This is a genomic window from Bombilactobacillus thymidiniphilus (genome assembly GCF_023380245.1).
In the GTDB taxonomy this organism is placed as follows: Bacteria; Bacillota; Bacilli; order Lactobacillales; family Lactobacillaceae; genus Bombilactobacillus; species Bombilactobacillus thymidiniphilus.
In genome coordinates this window covers 1,034,601-1,052,147 of sequence record NZ_CP093365.1, presented here as the reverse complement: position 1 = coordinate 1,052,147, position 17,547 = coordinate 1,034,601, and the positions used below count along the sequence as shown (strand labels likewise).

Genomic DNA, 17,547 nt, shown 5'->3' with positions numbered 1-17,547 from the left:
AAACCTTAAGCTGTTGTGGACAAGGTCCAAGTAATATCCATCAAATATGTTTTATTGACAGAAATATAGCTACTAGGAACATATAAAAGACCCGATTGAACCTTTTTATCAGTAGAAGAATTATCAGAAAATGTGAAAGAATAAGTAGTACTAGTGATGGGATTGGAAATATCAGTGCTTTTACTCCTAGATACTAACACATGATTACTAGTACTAGAACTGTCATCAGCTATCAAGGTTGGCTTATAAGTTGCAACATCAGCAGCAGCAGGAGAACCTGGATTTGGATCCTTTAAGGAAGGGTTCAAATATAAACTAATTTTGGAATTAGGATAACTATTAGAAGCATTGGTAGGTGCATTGGTAGGTGATGCAAGGTTTGCAGACACATTCCAATTAACATTATTATTACCATCTTCAACTACTAATTTACGATCACCAGGTTTTTTTTCATTATTTAAGGATATCCAAGTTGATCTATATCTATCGTCGAAGTTAGGTAACTTTATATTGCTTTTGTTACTACCAAAATCAAAATTAGGAACGGAGGTCAGGCTCAAAGGAGCAGATACTAAGTCTGTTGTATAATTCACTCCAGCATAAGACGTCCCTGTACTAGAAGAAGTCTTAGCAGCTGTCACACCATCCGGATCAATTCCACTAGGAACTCCATCAATTCCATTAGGAACTCCACTACCACCCAGTGCATTGTCTGCATTAACAGGTAAAACATTGACCATTGAACTCCCTACTCCCAGCGCCATAATGACACCAACAGATAATTGTAATTTTAAGTTCATTTTTCTCCCCCTTTAAAAGCTTGATTACCACCGTAATAGTAAACTAAACAAGTCAATAAAACCATAACTAGTAACAATAAAACCAATACCACAATAATTATAACCTTATAATCTGGATCTTTCTTGGGTAATAATTTATTGAATTCTTGTGCTTGCTTTTTAGTAACTATCAAATTGCGATGAAATACATAATGTCGCTTCTTATTCTTTAAAACATAAGTAACTTTATATGTTCCTGCTACCAAGGGACCCTTGCCCCAAGGTACCAACCAATTAAGCTTAGAGTTTCCCGCGAATTCCACATTTGGGAAAGTTTTCTGAAAATTAAGCCGTGACTTGGGAGCTTGCTCCACTTTAACTCGGGCGGATGCCCGTAGCAAAGGATAATTCTGCCGATTACTAATTGGTGTCCGTAACATAACCTTGCCATTTTCTGACTTCAATGTTGGGGCAGCAACTGAAAACTTCGGTGCCAGTGCTGCTCTTTTTTGAAAAATATTCAAGCCATAACTAATCGCCGCTGTTGAAATAACAGACTGATTGTGATTTTTCTTCACCCGACTAGTCTGGTGAGCAACGTCTGATTCTGACTTAAAGAACAGCCCTCCCATCAATGTACCCTTAATAGGTCGTTGAGGAGTAGTTAAAATTACTGACGAATCAGTTGAACCATTGGGCGGAACCGTTACTTTCTGCTTAGAAACTAGCTTACGCAAATCGTTCTGTGCACCCGGACCAGGATTATTCTTAGGATTGTCAATTCCAATTTGTAAATCATTGGAAGTCTGTGCAACTGTTGGGGTAACGGTGATTATATTTTCTTTGTTAGTCAGATTAATCAGCTTGAATTTTAACGTGTAAGTCTGCTGTGGCTGGACTGCTAAATACCAACCACCTTTCACAGAACCTACTTGATGTTCTGTAGCTTCAGGAATGACACTAAAAGTGCCACCTGCAGCTTGAACAGGCGTATTAAAATGACATACAGTAAATATAACTAAGCTGATACAACTTAAAACAAAAAAACAGCGCCGCTTTATATTAATATTCGGGAATTGCACAAATTACAGCCCCATACTTTGAGTATTATCAATGGAAATAGTCCAAGTTAATGGCATGATCAGGGTTAAACCAGTATTTCCGTAACTACCTAATTTTGCCTCTAAATTACGTCGAGTACCTGGATTTAATTGTAAAGTTGCAGACGATTTATCATTAAGCGCTACACGGACTTGTCCTTGAAAACCAGCAGCAGAAGTAAAGACATCGGTAGGAGTCTGTCCACCTAATGGAATATCACCGCTAACTCCTGCAACCCCCGATTCAGTAGTCCAATCATTAGCATTCCCCGTTGATGAAACCGATACTGAATTAGCATCGCTGGATAAACTTAAAGTACCCAGACCCGATTCGCTGTCACTTTCGCTAATCAAATCAGACGCATCATCATCAACTTTTTTACCAGTAGCAGGGTTCACTAAATAGTTGGTACCATTTTGAACCGACACCTTAAAAGGAACATTAGTGTCAGGTGAATTAACTTGTAAATATCTATCTTTTCCTGTTTCTTCTGTATTTGTATTTGCCAAATTCAAACTAGTTTTACGATAATTTTTATTCGTCCCAAAATCTAAATTAGGCATACTAACAATATATAACTTAGCATCAGTAAAAGTAACTGAGACATCCGTTGTTCCCGTAACATCGTCTGCACAAACACTCTCAAAATCATTGGCTGCAGTAATTCCCCCCATTAGGAAAACCGCAAATAAAACAATACCCCATTTTGACTTATTCACTATACACACCTCAAATTTATTATAGCAATCATCTTGCTTAACGTCTATGCTGGTTTTGTCCCCTCATATAAATCCATAATAAATATAAAACAACAGCTAGAACTATTAGAATGCCAAATATAAACAACCATGGCAAGAAGCGATGAGGTCTTTTAGGCTGTGTTGATTTCTCAACTTTAGTGGCTTGTTTTTGAGTAATCGTAAAGTGACGAACAAAAGTCTTACTATAACCATTTTTAGCATTAATAACTAACGTAAGCTTATAAGACCCTGCTGGTAATTTATCAAATGGTAATAATACATGCCAAATTGAATTTGGTGCCATTTGCAAATTATCCATTTTTTTAACCGTTTTTTTACCATTATGGATAAAAGTTGCTCGCAATTTCATGCCGCTAACATTGATAGGAGCAGAGTTACGTAGCTCAAAACCAATTCCCTTTTGCATATTACGGCTGCGAGCTACCACATCTTTGCTCATCGTAACATTAGGCGTCACTGCTTCATCTGGCTTGCTGCGTAAAACAATACCAGTCACATATTGAACACGATTTTGAATGGCAAAATTACTATTCGTCGACTCCCCCGCATTGGCTGTCGCCGAAACTCCCCCTAAAATAATTCCAGAAAATGGATTTTTAGGTGCTTTATAAGTAAAGCTAACCACTTTTGTTTCTTGAGGTTTCAGGATGACTTTCTTTGAATGCTTCCCCACAATCAAAGAACTCAAGGATGGCTGATTAGCCTTGTACAATTTTACATTAGAGCGATCATAGCTGATAATCCCATTGTTTGAAGTATAAGCATCATTCACCGCTACAGTTACTTTTGTAGTCTTCGTACCCAAATTAATAACTGCCAATTTTAAATCCTGCTGGGCATCGGGCGTAACCTTTAGATCATAAAACGTTTCTTTATTATTAATCTGATTATCCGGCAAAATGGCTCGAACTGAAAAAGAATGTGGTTGCGTCTGATCACCACTACGAGCCTGTGCATTGGTTGGTTGTAGAAAAACAAACCAGCTACAAATCATCATTATCAGCATCGAAATTTTATATTTCATACAATCTCACTTCTCTTGTTCATTAATTAAATTTAACGGTGCACAGATCTCGTTTTTTGTTGACGGGATTGGCTCCAAAGTCCCCACACTACAAAGAAAATCAATAACAAAAGTGCTAAAACAATCATTAAATACATTACTGTCCGGTCAGGTATCAAATTACTACTTGCTTTATTGACGCGATCAGCTTGGGTCTGAGTAATACGATAACTACCAGAAAACCTCCAATGCGTTTTACCACTACGCGCTGTTCCGGTAGCTTGATAAATACCAGGCTTTACAGGAAGTGATTGCTGGTCAAAAGCAACGGGAACCGTTGAATTAGGTGCAATATTCTTATAAGTTTGATCCACATTAACCGGTTTGAACCCTAAATGGAGTAACTCTAAAAGCCCCTTGCGTTTCAAATTCATGTGCACCGTTACATTTTTCATTGAACCAGGTTGATTATTGGATAAATTGACATTAATAAAAGGCTTTTTTTGAACAACTTCTGCAGAAACATCGGATAGTACTAAGACACCACCAACCGCTTTATTATCTTCAGTCAACCAAACAGGAACCTTTAAACCAGGACTAGACGGCTGACTAAGATCATAAATATAAAAGCCACCCATCATCAAGCCAGTAAAAGACTTGGCTGGTGTTTTAATGTTAAAAGCGATTTCTTTTGTTTGATTGGGTGCCAAAGTAACATTCTTAGCTTGTGTCATATCTTTAAAAGCATAACGCAGACCATTTTGCCCAGAACTAATAACCTGTTGATAAGTAATCGTTCCCTCAGTGCTAGTTGACGCATTAGTTGGACGAACGCGCAGTTTAACACTACCGACGCCAAAATTAGTTATCGAAAGCTTCACTTGATACATGCGATTAGGTTTAGCAATAATCTGAAAATGATCTGTAATATCTGAATTATCAATAATTGGTGTTACCGACACATTTTCAGTGCTAGCCTGAGTCGCGATAGTTCTATTAGTAAAAATAAACAATGTACAAAATAAAATCGCAAATAGAAATAATCGTATTTTCTTCATAATTACCCCACACAATAATAATGATGATATCACACTTTGTACAAAAAATGCAGACACCTATTAAAAGTATCTGCATTATAAAAATTGTGTCATTAACTACAGTTAATTATTATTTTTTTGATTGCGCCGACCAAAGTAAATACCTAAACCTAAAACTAACAAGATAACTAGAATGGCAATTAAAATCCATAACCACATATAGTTGGGCTTAATACCTGACAACTTGTTATATTTAGCTGCATCAGCATCAGAAATTGTAAAGTCTTTGTTAACTACCCAGGATTTTGTCTTATCATTAGAAACTAATTTAATCCGCAAATGATAATCACCAGCTTGTAAAGGTGTCTTGCCCCAATCAATCATATAATCAAAGTTGGAATTAGGGGCAGGAGAAATAGCCGACATAGTAGCTGTTTTTTTGAATTTATGATCATCAGGACGTCGCGTTACAGTAGCTTTAGCGTCGATGCTAGCGTTATAACCTTTAACATAATTTTGCAAGTTAGCTTTCACACCACGTTGTTTCAACGTAGCATTGGCGAACGGTACGACTGTCCGGACTTTGAAGTTAGGTTGCATTTTGGAATTCTTATCTTGACGAATAACAATGCCCATACCTTGCACAAATTTATTCTTCAACAAAGTTCCATTACTAGAAACAGTCGTTTGCGTCTTCTCACCTTTAGCAGGTGTAACAGCAATACCACCCATTAAAAATCCCTTGAATTTTTGAACTGGAATTTGCACTTGGAACTTAACATCAACCATGCCACCAGCAGGCACCGTAACTGTCTGGGCTTTAGGTTGCACAATATTACGCAACTTAATTTTCAAACTAGGGTCATTAGCAGAATTAGATGAAAAACTTAATGTCCCACTATTATTAGTATAACCAGTATAAACATTAGCAGTATATTTATGTGATTTAGTATCTTTATTAATTACGGTCGTAGCAATAGTATGTGTACTCCCCGGATCACCATAAATATCAATAAAACCGCTCTTCCCCAATTGATTGTCGCCATACACTGGCTTCAAACCATAATTACCTACAGATGCATCCACTAACGTACTACTCAAACTCACAAAGCTTACAGTCATAACAAAAGATACAAACAATCTAATAAATTTTTTCATCAATAACCACACCTCAAGTATAGAATCTATGTAAAACTATGATAGACTTGTATACTTATAAAAAATAAATTCAACGTCATATCATGGTTTTCAAAAAAATAGAAAGATAGTAGAAACTATCTCTCTACATAAATAAAAATAAACTATTAATTACTTCCAACTGTAGAAGGATCAACATCAGTAGACAAAGTCCAAGTCAATTCTGCAGCGTAACTACCTTTTGGTGTGTTTTGTGGAACAGTCATTGTGATACCATCTTGGTCTTGGAAATTGAACACAAAGTTACCTTTACCTTCATTCTTTGGTGCATCAATGACAGTTTTTGCAGCATCATTAGCTTTAATAGTATTTGCTCCAAAAGTAACAGTTTTATGACCAACAGTGCTTAGACCATCAGATGTCACTGTAGGCAAGTTCAAAGCAAAGCCTGGATTCGTTGCAGCTGAACCCGTAGAAGTGTCATTCATCTTACCCATTCCAAGTGCCAATTTAAAACCTAAGCCCTCATCACCAGTTGAACTATCTGCACGCGAGTCAGTAATTTGCAAAACACCATCTTTATTACCATCTGCAGCTTTGCCACTGTTGTTCAAATTGTTTTTCAAGACAGCATCTGATCCAGCAACTGCTGGGTTGAAGTTGAAATCAGGTACTCTATCTAGAGACAAAGTATCCTCTACAACATTAACACTAGCATATGAATTAGCAACTGCGTTAGTACCAGAATTAGCTTCCGCAACTTGATCTGAGTTTGAATCATTCAACTTAATGTTGTCACCATTAACACCAGTAGCAGCATTAGCTATTGTAGCAGGTGCAATAGCTGACAAAGCAACAGCAGCAGTTGCGACTGAAGCAAATAATTTATTCATTTTCATAATAGAATCCCCCTAAAAATATTTCACACCTTAAGGTGCAATTGATACAATAAATAGGATAGCACTTTTCACAAAAAAAACAACAAATATCTAATATTTTTCACGAATAATAGATAAATTATTCTTACATAATGTTGTTAAACTCTTGCGATATATAAATGCTAGACCTAGTAACAGCGCAAAACCTAGCAGAACTGCTCCGTAATTCACCTGATCACCAGTTTGTGGATAAGATGGATTTTGAACAACATTCACGGCACCACCCTCAGTGTTCAAATGTTCTAATTTTGGTTGGACAGTCGTTGTTTGTTCACCAACATTATCTTTAACAAAAACACGAGCAGTACTACCTTTGCTTTGTGAACTATCACTAGTATCGCTTCCCCCCTGACTAGATCCCTTAGTAACTGGGAGTGCTCGAGCAACTTCATTACCTTGATAATCATAACCCGTGCCAGCCCACATTGAAGTGGAATAAACACCAATTACCACGGCAATAGTCGCTACTACAGCAACTGTAATCCCAATTACTTTCCGCCAAGTGAGTCGCTTAAAATCATGTGATGGCTGTTTTTTCATAGCCATAACCCCTTTCGTAAGCACCTCATAACAATACATGTTCACAACGAACAATATATCACCGTGGCAAGGATATTTCAAACCATATTGTATCTCTAAATAATGGTTTGCCATTTTTGCCAAATAGTTTTGGGCGAAAAATTATGCACTAGTTCATAAGATTTGTCGGACAAATCTTGACGCAATTTACTGTCAGACAAAATAGTAGTTAATTTTTTAGTAGCTGAATAAATATCACCTTGAGCAATAAGATAGCCATTTTGGTTGTCGACCATTATGTCACTTGGACCGTAGCGGCAGTCATAACTAATTTCTGGTAAGCCATGGCTCAAGCCCTCTAACAACGCCAAAGACAACCCCTCATTACTAGAAGTTAACATTAAAGCAGAAGCTTGATCGTAAACATCATCTAAATTAGGTACAATACCTTTAAAAGAAACCGTATCTTTTAAATGCAATTCATTGACCAAATTATTAATTTTAGTTGCTTCTTGCATATAAGTTATCCCACCATAAATTTCTAATTTAACTTGTGGAATATGTTTTTTAACACGCGCAATAATTTTTAACGCTTGATCAATTTGTTTTTCTGGGGAAATCCGCGCGACTAACAGCACTAAGTAGGGATCACGTTTTTTCATCGGAATGCGTTTCAGAGATGGCGTAGTAGTTCCACTCGGAATAACTCGTACTTTATCTCCTAAAGAAAATCGCTGATTAAGTTCATCTTTCTCCCATTGTGTGGGACAAATAAGATAATCAAATTGCTCAGCATGTCGCAAAGCGTATTCATAATTGAAATTCAATTCGTCAGTCATAGGATCATTTTTTATTACATCTTTGGAAAATACACTATGGATATAAACTGCTTTTTTAGCTGGTGTTTGCATCTGAGATAAACCTTGAGTACATTCAACGCGATCAGAAATAAATAAATTATTTTCGCCGAAATCTTGATTCAAATTATCAAAGAAAAAAGCTTGAAAAGAGTATAAATTATTAAAATTGTGCTTTTGACCCCGGAAAAGTAATTTATATAACATTACTTTTTGGCCATCTTTGAAAATTTCTGTACAAAAAGCTTGCCCTTGCTGATTAATAATTCTTAGCTTAGCAGCCTGGCCCCGGCGATTATATTCATAATGTGCCGATAAAAATCCGCGAGTATCATAACCCTCCGCTGAGGTAGGTACTGAACTATTAAGATTAGAAAACACCACAGAAGTTACTTGATGGCTATGCGTATCACTGCGAATTAATAATTGCCGATGATCATCAGTAATAGCTAAATAGCCTTCTTCATTCTTATCCACACCTAAAAATCGCTGTATGTGAAAGCCATGCTGCTTGCAATATGTTTGCGGGGTATTTACTTGAAAATAGTCTGTTCGATTATTGCCAAAATAATCAAATACATTGATTACATCATCTAAAGCAACATTGAATTTACCAGGACCCTGTGCCCAATTGTTGCGATAAAAAGTAGTAATTATTTTAGCTGGTTCTTGGAATTGCTGAAATAAATGTAAACGTTTAATTTGCGAATGTTCAATACCTGAAGAAGCATTTGATAGATCAGTATTAATAAAAAAATTCATTGTTCCCCCTCCAATTCTCAACTAATTTTATAATAAATAACATAAGATTACGACAGCGACTAATAACACAAAAAAGGTTATAATCAATTTAGAGGTGATTTTATGGACATTACACGCAAGGGTGAGAAATTTTGCACAATCACTAACTATCCTAAAGTTGGTCAAAAAATGGCTGATTTCACAGTAATCAATGATCAAAATCAGGAAGTGGAATTAGCGAAGTTGCTAGATCGTCCGCTATTAATTAGCGTAGTACCGGATATCAACACTAGCGTATGCAGTCTGCAAACTCAACATTTCAATAAAGAAATGGACAACTATAACGGAATTAACTTTGTGACGATCTCAACTAATTCCGTTGCACAACAGCAAAATTGGTGTGCTGCTGAAGGCGTTCAGAAAATGCGTTTACTTTCTGACGAAAAGCTAGATTTTGGTAAACAAACCAATTTATTGATGGCTGATTCAGGATTATTGGCACGTTCTGTTTGGATTCTAGATCCTTCAGGGACAATTATTTATTCCGAAATCATGTCCGAAATGACTGATGAGCCCAATTATAGCAAGGCGTTAGATCAATTGAACCAAAACTAAATCCGAACAGTAAAAAGTTATCAGCTTGGCTGGTGGCTTTTTATTTTGCCCACAAAATATTGCACAACAAAAATACACGACACCGTTAAAATAACAGAATCGTGTATTGATATTGAATTGCGTTCAGTTAAGCTTGCGTGTAATAAATATCCACCACTTGGTCAGTCATATCACTGCTTACCGGGGTTTCTTCTACCGTACTTTGACTTGGGGTATAACCATTGAAAGTCGGAACTTCATATTCATCCCAATAATCCATCGACCAATGCCCATAGGTCTTATCACCAGTGACACGATCAATCTTCACACTGCGCTTTAAAGTAACCCACTGAGTGACAGTTTGTATTTGTCCGTTCGGTTGGTGCACGTTAATCAAGCGCACAATCGAATGTTGTTCGTCACTGAAGTCCAGCGCATGACTAACTAAAACATTGATGGTTTGATCAGTATTATCCATTTGCACAGTTGTCGGTGGAACACTGGCCAATTGATAACCATTTAGCAAATAATATTGCGGGGTTATCGTAGATCCTTTAGCGCCACTGTACTTTTGCGAGCTCACTGTCTTACCATCGGCATCTACATAATTAATCGTTAAAGTGTGCTGAATTGGCGTGTAATAAACGTCAATTGTTTGATCAGCTGTATCACTGTCGATATCTACTTCGGGAACTTCTGGCTGACTAGCTTGATAATCAGGCACGCTTGGAATATCCACGTTAGACCATTGAGCTGGTGTCCAAGCACTATAACTAATGGTGCCATCACTATTCACAATTTTAGTACGCGTAATCAAAGCGCGCTGCGTTTGGGTTTGTGTCAAGCCGTTCGGTAAATGAAAGTTGATTGTGCGGGTAACACTGTGTGTTTCAATAGTATCAATTGGCGTACTGTCCCAATCATAAACCGTTACTTGGTCACGACCCGTTAATTCCATTAAATCTTTGGAACTATATTTTTGACCTTGGTGATATCCACTAGTAGCCACCCAGTTAGGTGAAGTTACTTTTTTCTTAGTTCTAGGAACGGAAGTACCCATCTTAGGAACATCCGTTAAATAAGAATAATAATGTAAATTGGTTTTGGATCCCAAAATTAAATGCGATAAATTTTTGTCAGACAAAAACATATAATACATATTAGTTACTTGGAAAGTATCAAAGTTACTTAAATTTAAACTGGTTAACTTGCTATCACCTTCAAACATATAATACATACTAGTTACTTTAGACGTATCGAAGTTACTTAAATCTAAACTGGTTAAACTGCTATCACCTTCAAACATAAAAGACATATCAGTTACTTGGGACGTATCAAAGTTACTTAAATCCAAACTGGTTAAACTGCTATCACCATAAAACATAAAAGACATATCGGTTATTTGGGAAGTATCAAAATTATTTAAATCTAAACTTATTAAACCGCTATCACCTTCAAACATTGCATGCATACTAGTTACTTTAGATGTATCGAAGTTACTTAAATCTAAACTGGTTAAACTGCTATCACCATAAAACATAAAAGACATATCAGTTACTTTAGACGTATCGAAGTTACTTAAATCTAAACTGGTTAAACTGCTATCACCATAAAACATAAAAGACATATCAGCTACTTTAGACGTATCGAAGTTACTTAAATCTAAACTGGTTAAACTGCTATCACCAGAAAACATAAAAGACATATCAGTTACTTTAGACGTATCGAAGTTACTTAAATCTAAACTGGTTAAACTGCTATCACCATAAAACATTGCATACATACTAGTTACTTTAGACGTATCAAAGTTACTTAAATTTAAACTGGTTAACTTGCTATCACCTTCAAACATTGCATGCATACTAGTTACTTTAGATGTATCGAAGTTACTTAAATCTAAACTGGTTAAACTGCTATCACCATAAAACATAAAAGACATATCAGTTACTTTAGACGTATCGAAGTTACTTAAATCTAAACTGGTTAAACTGCTATCACCATAAAACATAAAAGACATATCAGCTACTTTAGACGTATCGAAGTTACTTAAATCTAAACTGGTTAAACTGCTATCACCAGAAAACATAAAAGACATATCAGTTACTTTAGACGTATCGAAGTTACTTAAATCTAAACTGGTTAAACTGCTATCACCATAAAACATTGCATACATACTAGTTACTTTAGACGTATCAAAGTTACTTAAATTTAAACTGGTTAACTTGCTATCACCTTCAAACATTGCATGTATACTAGTTACTTTAGACGTATCGAAGTTACTTAAATCTAAACTGGTTAAACTGCTATCACCATAAAACATATTAGCCATACTAGTTACTTTGGAAGTATCAAAGTTACTTAAATCTAAACTGGTTAACTTGCTATCACCAGAAAACATTTCATACATATTGGTTACTTGAGACGTAACTAAATTCGCCAAATTAATCTGAACTACTTTATCCAAGTTGACAAACAAATAGGATGAATCAGCATTTGCCACAACACCTGGATCAAAATTAATCGTAGTTAAACTGTTAATCCAGTCAGCATTATTAGCTAAAACATTACTTTTAATTGACCCGGATCCTAAAGTACCAGCGTGAAAAGTTAAAGTGTAATCCTTATCTTGTTGCACTAAATCCCAAGCACTAGTCCCCCAAACTCCATTCGCTACAGAGTCAGTTGCCGGAGTACTAGTCGATTCTGAAGTTGATCCGTCAGAATCTGTCGTAGTACTGGCCACTGGTTGAGCCGCATTGTTTGCTGTGTTGTTAGTATCGGTATTATCACTTGCTGCAGTATCAGCGCCATCAACCGACATATCTGAAGTTGTAGCCACCGACGGACTAACTATACTATTATCATCATCTGTGGCTGATTGCTGTGCAACTGGCGCTGCCGCCGTATTGTTACTATTATTATTGTCATTACTTTCTGTTTGAACTGCTACCTGTGCATTTTGATCGGTAGTTGCATTAGTATCAGCCGAGACAACTTGTTGTGTCAGTACGAGCCCACAAACTAATCCTAAAAATGTTCCAGCTGAAGTTAAACCTTTTTGTCGTTTATTCAAAATAAATCACCCCTCAAATATCACAAAATAAAATTATTAATATTGAACTTTCACTTCCTCTTTTTACCTATGTACAAAAAAGAAAAACCTATCATTTCCAATATTAATTTACAGTTTAGAATTGTAAACGTATTCATAAGTTTTGTAAATATATAATTTTATTCAAAGAGATATTTATCAAGCAATGAATATCAAACGTCCTCCACTATACACCAAAAATTTTCATTCTTGTATTCCTTTACTTGCCCAATAATTCAACAAAGTGATCGCTAAAAGTGCAAAGCCAGCCACGATGAATAATACTTTAAAAGACGCATGATCAACAATCAAGCCACCAAACATGGGACCAATCGCGCGACCTATGGAAGAAAAACCATTAACCAATCCTTGCCGATGCCCCTTTTGTTCCACAGGTGTGCCTGCATTAATCAAAGCGGGCACTGTCGGTACATAAAAAGCTTCGCCGATCGTCAATAAAATCATGCCGACACAAATCAAAAGAACACTATTGGTCGCTAAAGTGACGAAATACGAGATTGCCAAAAACAGTAATCCCACGATAATGCGATTTTTCAATTTACTAATTAATTGTGGCCAACGGGCTAATAATAATTGCACAATGATAATAACCACGCCATTGAGCGCCCAAAGCAAACTATAAAAGCGCAATTTAAAACCATTATCCAACAAATAAATTGAAAAATTAGATTCCCACTGCGTATACATCATCCACATAATTACCAAACTTAAAAAACTAACGGCTAATATCCGTGAATCAAGTCGCTTAGTTGGCTGGCTCGCAACTTTTTTGTCAGCTTGAAAGCTAGTATATTCCAAACGTTGCTGTGGAAAATAAAACAACAAAACTACTAAGGAAACGATATAAATTATGGTAACTAAAATAAAAATTGGCACAACTGAATTTTTAAAAATTTCACTGATCGCCATAGTACCTATTACTAAGCCTAAATTCAAAACTAAATATAATTCATTAAAGATCTTAGTAGTGGAACGACCGCTCATCAACGTACCATATACATTTACTGCCGTAGTTAGCCAACCAGTCACAAAACCAAAACCTGTCAAAACAAGTGCATATCCGGGCCAATCCACGAAAAAAGCCCCTAATATACAAACTATTATGCATCCAATCATGGCGCCAATCGTTAACCAGAATTGATTCCAGCGATCATATAATTTACCGGCAACTACCGCTCCAATAACGTTAGCCGTGGAAAAAAGTAGTAAGGCAATTCCCGCTATTGTCAACGATTTATGCAATATATCATGAATATAGATCGTCGCCAAAGGCCACATCATGCTATAGGCTGTTTCGTTTAAAAAGGCAACTATTAATAAAGGCTTTAAATGCAGTTTTTTCATATTTCCTCCAGCTTCAAACTCACTCCATTGTATAATACAAAACAATTACTTCAAAGCCACAAAAAAAGCCTACCAAAAGATTAGTAGGCTTAGTTATTAATAATGTGCTTGATTCATAGCAACCAATAATATTAAGAAAATGATTGCAGCAATATACATAATTAGACTAACTTGTTCCCCCTTTTTTTGTGCAACCATAATCAAAACATACGAAATTACGCCAAAAGCAAAACCATACGCAATATCATAAAACAGTGGCATACCAACCATGACCGCAAACGCCGGAAATGAGCTTTCAAATTTGCTCCAATCAATATTGCCAACTGCTGTAATCATGTAAGCACCTACAATAATCATAATTGGTGCTGTAACTTGCGAAGTAACTACAGCTAACAATGGCGAGAAGAACAAACTAACACCAAACAATCCTGCCACCGTCAAAGAAGTCAAGCCGGTGCGCCCACCCACTGCAATTCCGGTAGAAGATTCAACATAGGCTGCTGTCGGTGAACTACCAAAAACAGAAGAACTAATCATAGATAAAGAATCGCTCAATAAAGCTTTACTTAATCTTGGCGGAACTTTTCCACCGCGCTTGATCAAGCCTGATTGTTCAGCTAAACCAACTACAGTACCCGTAGTATCAAAGAAAGCAACTAAAAAGAAAATCAAAATAACTATAATCATTTGCGGATTAAAAACATCTTGCAGATGAAATAAAGCTTGCCCAAAAGTCGGTTTCAGACTCGGAATTGGCGCTACCACAGCTTGTGGCATTTTAATTAAGCCTGTAATAATCCCGACAATTGAAGTTCCGACCATTCCCAAAAGCATATTACCTGGGACTTTTAAACAAATCAAAATCAAAGTGAAAATCAAACCAAATACGGTTAACCAAACAGTAGGATCATGAAAATCTGTAATAGTTAATAAAGTGGAAGAGCTAGCTCGAACTAAGCCACCATTTTGCAAACCAACAAAAGCCACAAATAAACCGATGCCGGCAGCAATCGCAGATTTTAAGTCTGCTGGAATATTATCAATAATTTTTTCACGAATTTTAAAAAGAGTTACCAGTAAAAACAGCAATGCAGCTACAAATATCCCTGCCAATGCTGTTTGCCAAGGAATCTTCATACCTTGAACCACTGTATAAGCAAAAAAGGCATTACTACCTAAAGAAGGAGCAATCGCAATCGGATAATTAGACAAAAAAGCGGTTGCCACACAGCCAACGATTGTTGCTAGAGCAGTTGCCACAAATACAGCACCCTTGTCCATCCCTGCAGCGCCCAAAACAGTTGGATTTAAAAATAATATATAAGACATTGCCATAAAAATAGTTGCTCCAGCAACCACTTCTTGGCGAATATTCGTCTGGTTAGCAGTTAGCTTAAAAATTCGTTCTAAAATATTATCTTGACTAACTTTGTTGGATTTTGTTCCCATGGTTTTCCTCCATAATGTTAACTATTTCAAAGAACATCATTCATTATACAGTAATATTTAACATTTTAAAGTATTTTTTACTAATATTTTAATTGATAAATTAATTAATGTTCGTGTTTTACTCAAAAATATTGATCAATGCTATAATTAAGTAAATTTAAGGGGGTTTTGGCAATGAAACAAACAGTTATGGTGGCGGGTGGTGCCGGCTATATTGGTTCGCATATGGTACAACAGTTACTTGATGAAGATTATGATGTAGTTGTTGCAGACAACCTTTCTACTGGTCATCAAAAAGCAATTAACCCTGCCGCTCGTTTTTACGAGGGCGATACGCGTGATAAACAATTTTTGCAGCAAGTTTTTCAAAAAGAAGATATTACTGCTGTAATTCATATGGATGCTTTTTCTATCGTTCCGGAATCAGTCAAGGATCCGCTGAAATATTTTGACAACAATGTCATCGGCATGATTGCCTTATTAGAAGCAATGCGCGATCAGGATATTAAATATTTGATTTTTTCCTCGACAGCTGCCGCTTTTGGCAATCCCCAAAAAACACCTATTCCAGATGATGCGCCTAAGGATCCAATCAATCCTTATGGTGACAGTAAGTTAATGATGGAAAAAATCATGAAGTGGGTAGATCAAGCCTATGGGATCAAATACGTAGCTTTGCGTTACTTTAATGCTGCAGGAGCGATGGCTGATGGTTCGATGGGTGAAGATCATACTCCGGAAACACATTTGATTCCGATTGTTTTGAAAACTGCCATTGGTCAGCAAGCCACTTTGCAAATTTATGGCGATGATTATAATACGCCTGACGGTACTAATGTACGTGATTATGTTCATATTTTAGATCTTGCAAAAGCACATATTTTAGCTTTGAAATATTTAATTGCTGGTAATCCCAGTGATATTTTCAATCTCGGTTCCAGTACCGGTTTTTCTGTAAAAGAGATTGTGGAAGCGGCTAGAAAAGTTACCGGCAAAGAAATCCCCGCTAAAATTGCCCCACGCCGAGATGGCGATCCAGATATTTTAGTGGCTGATAGTAGCCGTGCTCGCAAAATTTTGGGTTGGCAACCACAATATGATAATATTCACGATATTGTACAAACCGCTTGGACTTGGAAGCAAAAGCATCCTAATGGATACAACGATTAGTATTAAGTTATATTTACCATTAATTTAATATTATTTCATAAATAATTCACATTTTAGTAGTCAAGGATTCACAGTTAAGCTTTAGAATATGTTTTGTAAGTTGATGAGGTATTTAACAATACTTCTCTTCTCCCCCCTCAAATATTTAAATCTTGAATCCCCCCTCAATATTTAAATTAAAAAAGCCACTCTTAGGAGTGGTTTTTTTGTTTGCTTAGATAAAATTTAAAACTGTTAGCGGTGCATACCACAGAAGTTCATGTGGTGTTTTATCAATAACATAACATTCAAAGGCTGCGTAACTTTTTCGTTGAGTTGGCGTTAGTTTCTGTGTCACAATTTTTTGCTGGGAAGCTTTGGTCAACAACAGTGTAGTTGGCATTGCTAAACTACTAAAACTACGTCTAGGTAAACTAGCATTGAACTCTTGCTGTTTTGTAGTTGTTACATATAATTGATATGCTTGCTCAACTTTATGATAGTCCGCCATTTGAGCATTTAAAATCATCTGCTGCTGATATTCCTGCAAATCTAAAGTTGCTGCTTGTTGATTAATAGCTTGTTTTTTCGTTGCTAGTAGAGTGGAGTAATCCGCAAAATCAGCATCCAAAATTGAAGTATTATCAGTAATAAAATCTGAATCTAATGCTACAACTTTTTGTGGCTGAATTTGATATTGCAAAATAGCTTGCTCCACTACCCAAACTGCATTACCAGCGGCGACAATTTGATAATTAGTCAAAGCTATTTTTTGGATAAATTCTGTCAAATCTGACGCTAAACTATTTAAATCATAAGCACCTTGTGCCGAAGATAGCCCATGATAGCGAAAATCTAACGCATAACTATTAGTTAAGCCATTATAAATCATTATTTGCAAACAACTATTCACACTTTGCGTCATATCTGGCAAAAAGATCGTATTTTTAGTTTGCTGATTATCTTCAAAATAATAAACCAATTTACCATTACTAACAGTGACATCTTGCACTTGAATCATAATTT

At 36.2% G+C, this 17,547-nt stretch carries 15 protein-coding genes; 2 read left to right on the top strand and 13 right to left on the bottom strand.

The genetic code is table 11. The annotated features are described in order from the left end of the window. Nucleotides 1-5: 5 nt before the first annotated feature. The 9 genes from MOO47_RS05355 to MOO47_RS05315 form a co-directional block, all read right to left on the bottom strand. The gene (locus MOO47_RS05355) at nucleotides 6-800 is read right to left on the bottom strand and encodes a WxL domain-containing protein (RefSeq protein WP_249512441.1); all 795 of its coding nucleotides are present in this window, start codon (nucleotides 798-800) and stop codon (nucleotides 6-8) included. After that, the gene (locus tag MOO47_RS05350; protein WP_249512440.1) at nucleotides 797-1,861 is read right to left on the bottom strand and encodes a WxL protein peptidoglycan domain-containing protein; all 1,065 of its coding nucleotides are present in this window, start codon (nucleotides 1,859-1,861) and stop codon (nucleotides 797-799) included. Before MOO47_RS05350 ends, MOO47_RS05355 begins: the two co-directional genes overlap by 4 nt. Nucleotides 1,862-1,864: 3 nt before the next feature. After that, on the bottom strand, nucleotides 1,865-2,599 hold the full coding sequence (locus tag MOO47_RS05345; protein ID WP_249512439.1) for a hypothetical protein: 735 nt from the start codon (nucleotides 2,597-2,599) through the stop codon (nucleotides 1,865-1,867). 37 nt (nucleotides 2,600-2,636) lie between these two features. Then, nucleotides 2,637-3,665 carry a DUF916 domain-containing protein gene (locus MOO47_RS05340; RefSeq protein ID WP_249512438.1) on the bottom strand — a complete coding sequence of 343 codons (1,029 nt, stop codon included), beginning with the start codon at nucleotides 3,663-3,665 and terminating at the stop codon, nucleotides 2,637-2,639. A 32-nt stretch (nucleotides 3,666-3,697) separates the two neighbouring features. After that, a complete protein-coding gene (locus tag MOO47_RS05335) occupies nucleotides 3,698-4,702 on the bottom strand; it encodes a WxL protein peptidoglycan domain-containing protein (protein ID WP_249512437.1) in 1,005 nt (334 codons plus the stop codon). Between the two features lie 102 nt (nucleotides 4,703-4,804). After that, the gene (locus MOO47_RS05330; protein WP_249512436.1) at nucleotides 4,805-5,839 is read right to left on the bottom strand and encodes a DUF3324 domain-containing protein; all 1,035 of its coding nucleotides are present in this window, start codon (nucleotides 5,837-5,839) and stop codon (nucleotides 4,805-4,807) included. 146 nt (nucleotides 5,840-5,985) lie between these two features. After that, complete coding sequence (locus tag MOO47_RS05325) at nucleotides 5,986-6,717, bottom strand: WxL domain-containing protein (RefSeq protein ID WP_249512435.1); 732 nt, start codon at nucleotides 6,715-6,717, stop codon at nucleotides 5,986-5,988. Between the two features lie 90 nt (nucleotides 6,718-6,807). Then, on the bottom strand, nucleotides 6,808-7,296 hold the full coding sequence (locus tag MOO47_RS05320; protein ID WP_249512434.1) for an LPXTG cell wall anchor domain-containing protein: 489 nt from the start codon (nucleotides 7,294-7,296) through the stop codon (nucleotides 6,808-6,810). A 95-nt stretch (nucleotides 7,297-7,391) separates the two neighbouring features. Then, complete coding sequence (locus tag MOO47_RS05315; RefSeq protein ID WP_249512433.1) at nucleotides 7,392-8,894, bottom strand: glycosyltransferase; 1,503 nt, start codon at nucleotides 8,892-8,894, stop codon at nucleotides 7,392-7,394. Between the two features lie 102 nt (nucleotides 8,895-8,996). On the opposite strand from MOO47_RS05315, the gene MOO47_RS05310 reads away from it, so the two are divergent. Then, nucleotides 8,997-9,488, top strand: coding sequence for a peroxiredoxin (locus MOO47_RS05310; RefSeq protein ID WP_249512432.1), 492 nt, complete (start codon nucleotides 8,997-8,999; stop codon nucleotides 9,486-9,488). Nucleotides 9,489-9,615: 127 nt separating this feature from the next. Here MOO47_RS05310 and MOO47_RS05305 read toward each other — a convergent pair whose 3' ends face one another. The 3 genes from MOO47_RS05305 to MOO47_RS05295 all read right to left on the bottom strand — a co-directional run bounded on the left by MOO47_RS05305 (nucleotide 9,616) and on the right by MOO47_RS05295 (nucleotide 15,372). Continuing rightward, on the bottom strand, nucleotides 9,616-12,540 hold the full coding sequence (locus MOO47_RS05305; protein WP_249512431.1) for a BspA family leucine-rich repeat surface protein: 2,925 nt from the start codon (nucleotides 12,538-12,540) through the stop codon (nucleotides 9,616-9,618). A gap of 222 nt (nucleotides 12,541-12,762) precedes the next feature. Then, nucleotides 12,763-13,923 (bottom strand): MFS transporter, encoded by a 1,161-nt coding sequence (locus MOO47_RS05300; protein WP_249512430.1) that lies wholly within the window; start codon nucleotides 13,921-13,923, stop codon nucleotides 12,763-12,765. 96 nt (nucleotides 13,924-14,019) lie between these two features. After that, nucleotides 14,020-15,372, bottom strand: coding sequence for an NCS2 family permease (locus MOO47_RS05295; protein ID WP_249512429.1), 1,353 nt, complete (start codon nucleotides 15,370-15,372; stop codon nucleotides 14,020-14,022). Nucleotides 15,373-15,546: 174 nt separating this feature from the next. Here MOO47_RS05295 and galE point away from each other — a divergent pair, with 174 nt between their 5' ends. Continuing rightward, nucleotides 15,547-16,542 (top strand): UDP-glucose 4-epimerase GalE, encoded by a 996-nt coding sequence (gene galE, locus MOO47_RS05290; protein ID WP_249512428.1) that lies wholly within the window; start codon nucleotides 15,547-15,549, stop codon nucleotides 16,540-16,542. Between the two features lie 214 nt (nucleotides 16,543-16,756). Here galE and MOO47_RS05285 read toward each other — a convergent pair whose 3' ends face one another. Next, nucleotides 16,757-17,542 carry a hypothetical protein gene (locus MOO47_RS05285; RefSeq protein WP_249512427.1) on the bottom strand — a complete coding sequence of 262 codons (786 nt, stop codon included), beginning with the start codon at nucleotides 17,540-17,542 and terminating at the stop codon, nucleotides 16,757-16,759. Between the last annotated feature and the right edge of the window lie 5 nt (nucleotides 17,543-17,547).

Coding starts and splice junctions, on each gene's coding strand:
- MOO47_RS05355 (WP_249512441.1), bottom strand. CDS start 800: ATGAACTTAAAATTACAATTATCTGTTGGTGTCATTATGGCGCTGGGA.
- MOO47_RS05340 (WP_249512438.1), bottom strand. CDS start 3,665: ATGAAATATAAAATTTCGATGCTGATAATGATGATTTGTAGCTGGTTT.
- MOO47_RS05335 (WP_249512437.1), bottom strand. CDS start 4,702: ATGAAGAAAATACGATTATTTCTATTTGCGATTTTATTTTGTACATTG.
- MOO47_RS05330 (WP_249512436.1), bottom strand. CDS start 5,839: ATGAAAAAATTTATTAGATTGTTTGTATCTTTTGTTATGACTGTAAGC.
- MOO47_RS05325 (WP_249512435.1), bottom strand. CDS start 6,717: ATGAAAATGAATAAATTATTTGCTTCAGTCGCAACTGCTGCTGTTGCT.
- MOO47_RS05320 (WP_249512434.1), bottom strand. CDS start 7,296: ATGAAAAAACAGCCATCACATGATTTTAAGCGACTCACTTGGCGGAAA.
- MOO47_RS05315 (WP_249512433.1), bottom strand. CDS start 8,894: ATGAATTTTTTTATTAATACTGATCTATCAAATGCTTCTTCAGGTATT.
- MOO47_RS05310 (WP_249512432.1), top strand. CDS start 8,997: ATGGACATTACACGCAAGGGTGAGAAATTTTGCACAATCACTAACTAT.
- MOO47_RS05300 (WP_249512430.1), bottom strand. CDS start 13,923: ATGAAAAAACTGCATTTAAAGCCTTTATTAATAGTTGCCTTTTTAAAC.
- MOO47_RS05295 (WP_249512429.1), bottom strand. CDS start 15,372: ATGGGAACAAAATCCAACAAAGTTAGTCAAGATAATATTTTAGAACGA.
- galE (WP_249512428.1), top strand. CDS start 15,547: ATGAAACAAACAGTTATGGTGGCGGGTGGTGCCGGCTATATTGGTTCG.
- MOO47_RS05285 (WP_249512427.1), bottom strand. CDS start 17,542: ATGATTCAAGTGCAAGATGTCACTGTTAGTAATGGTAAATTGGTTTAT.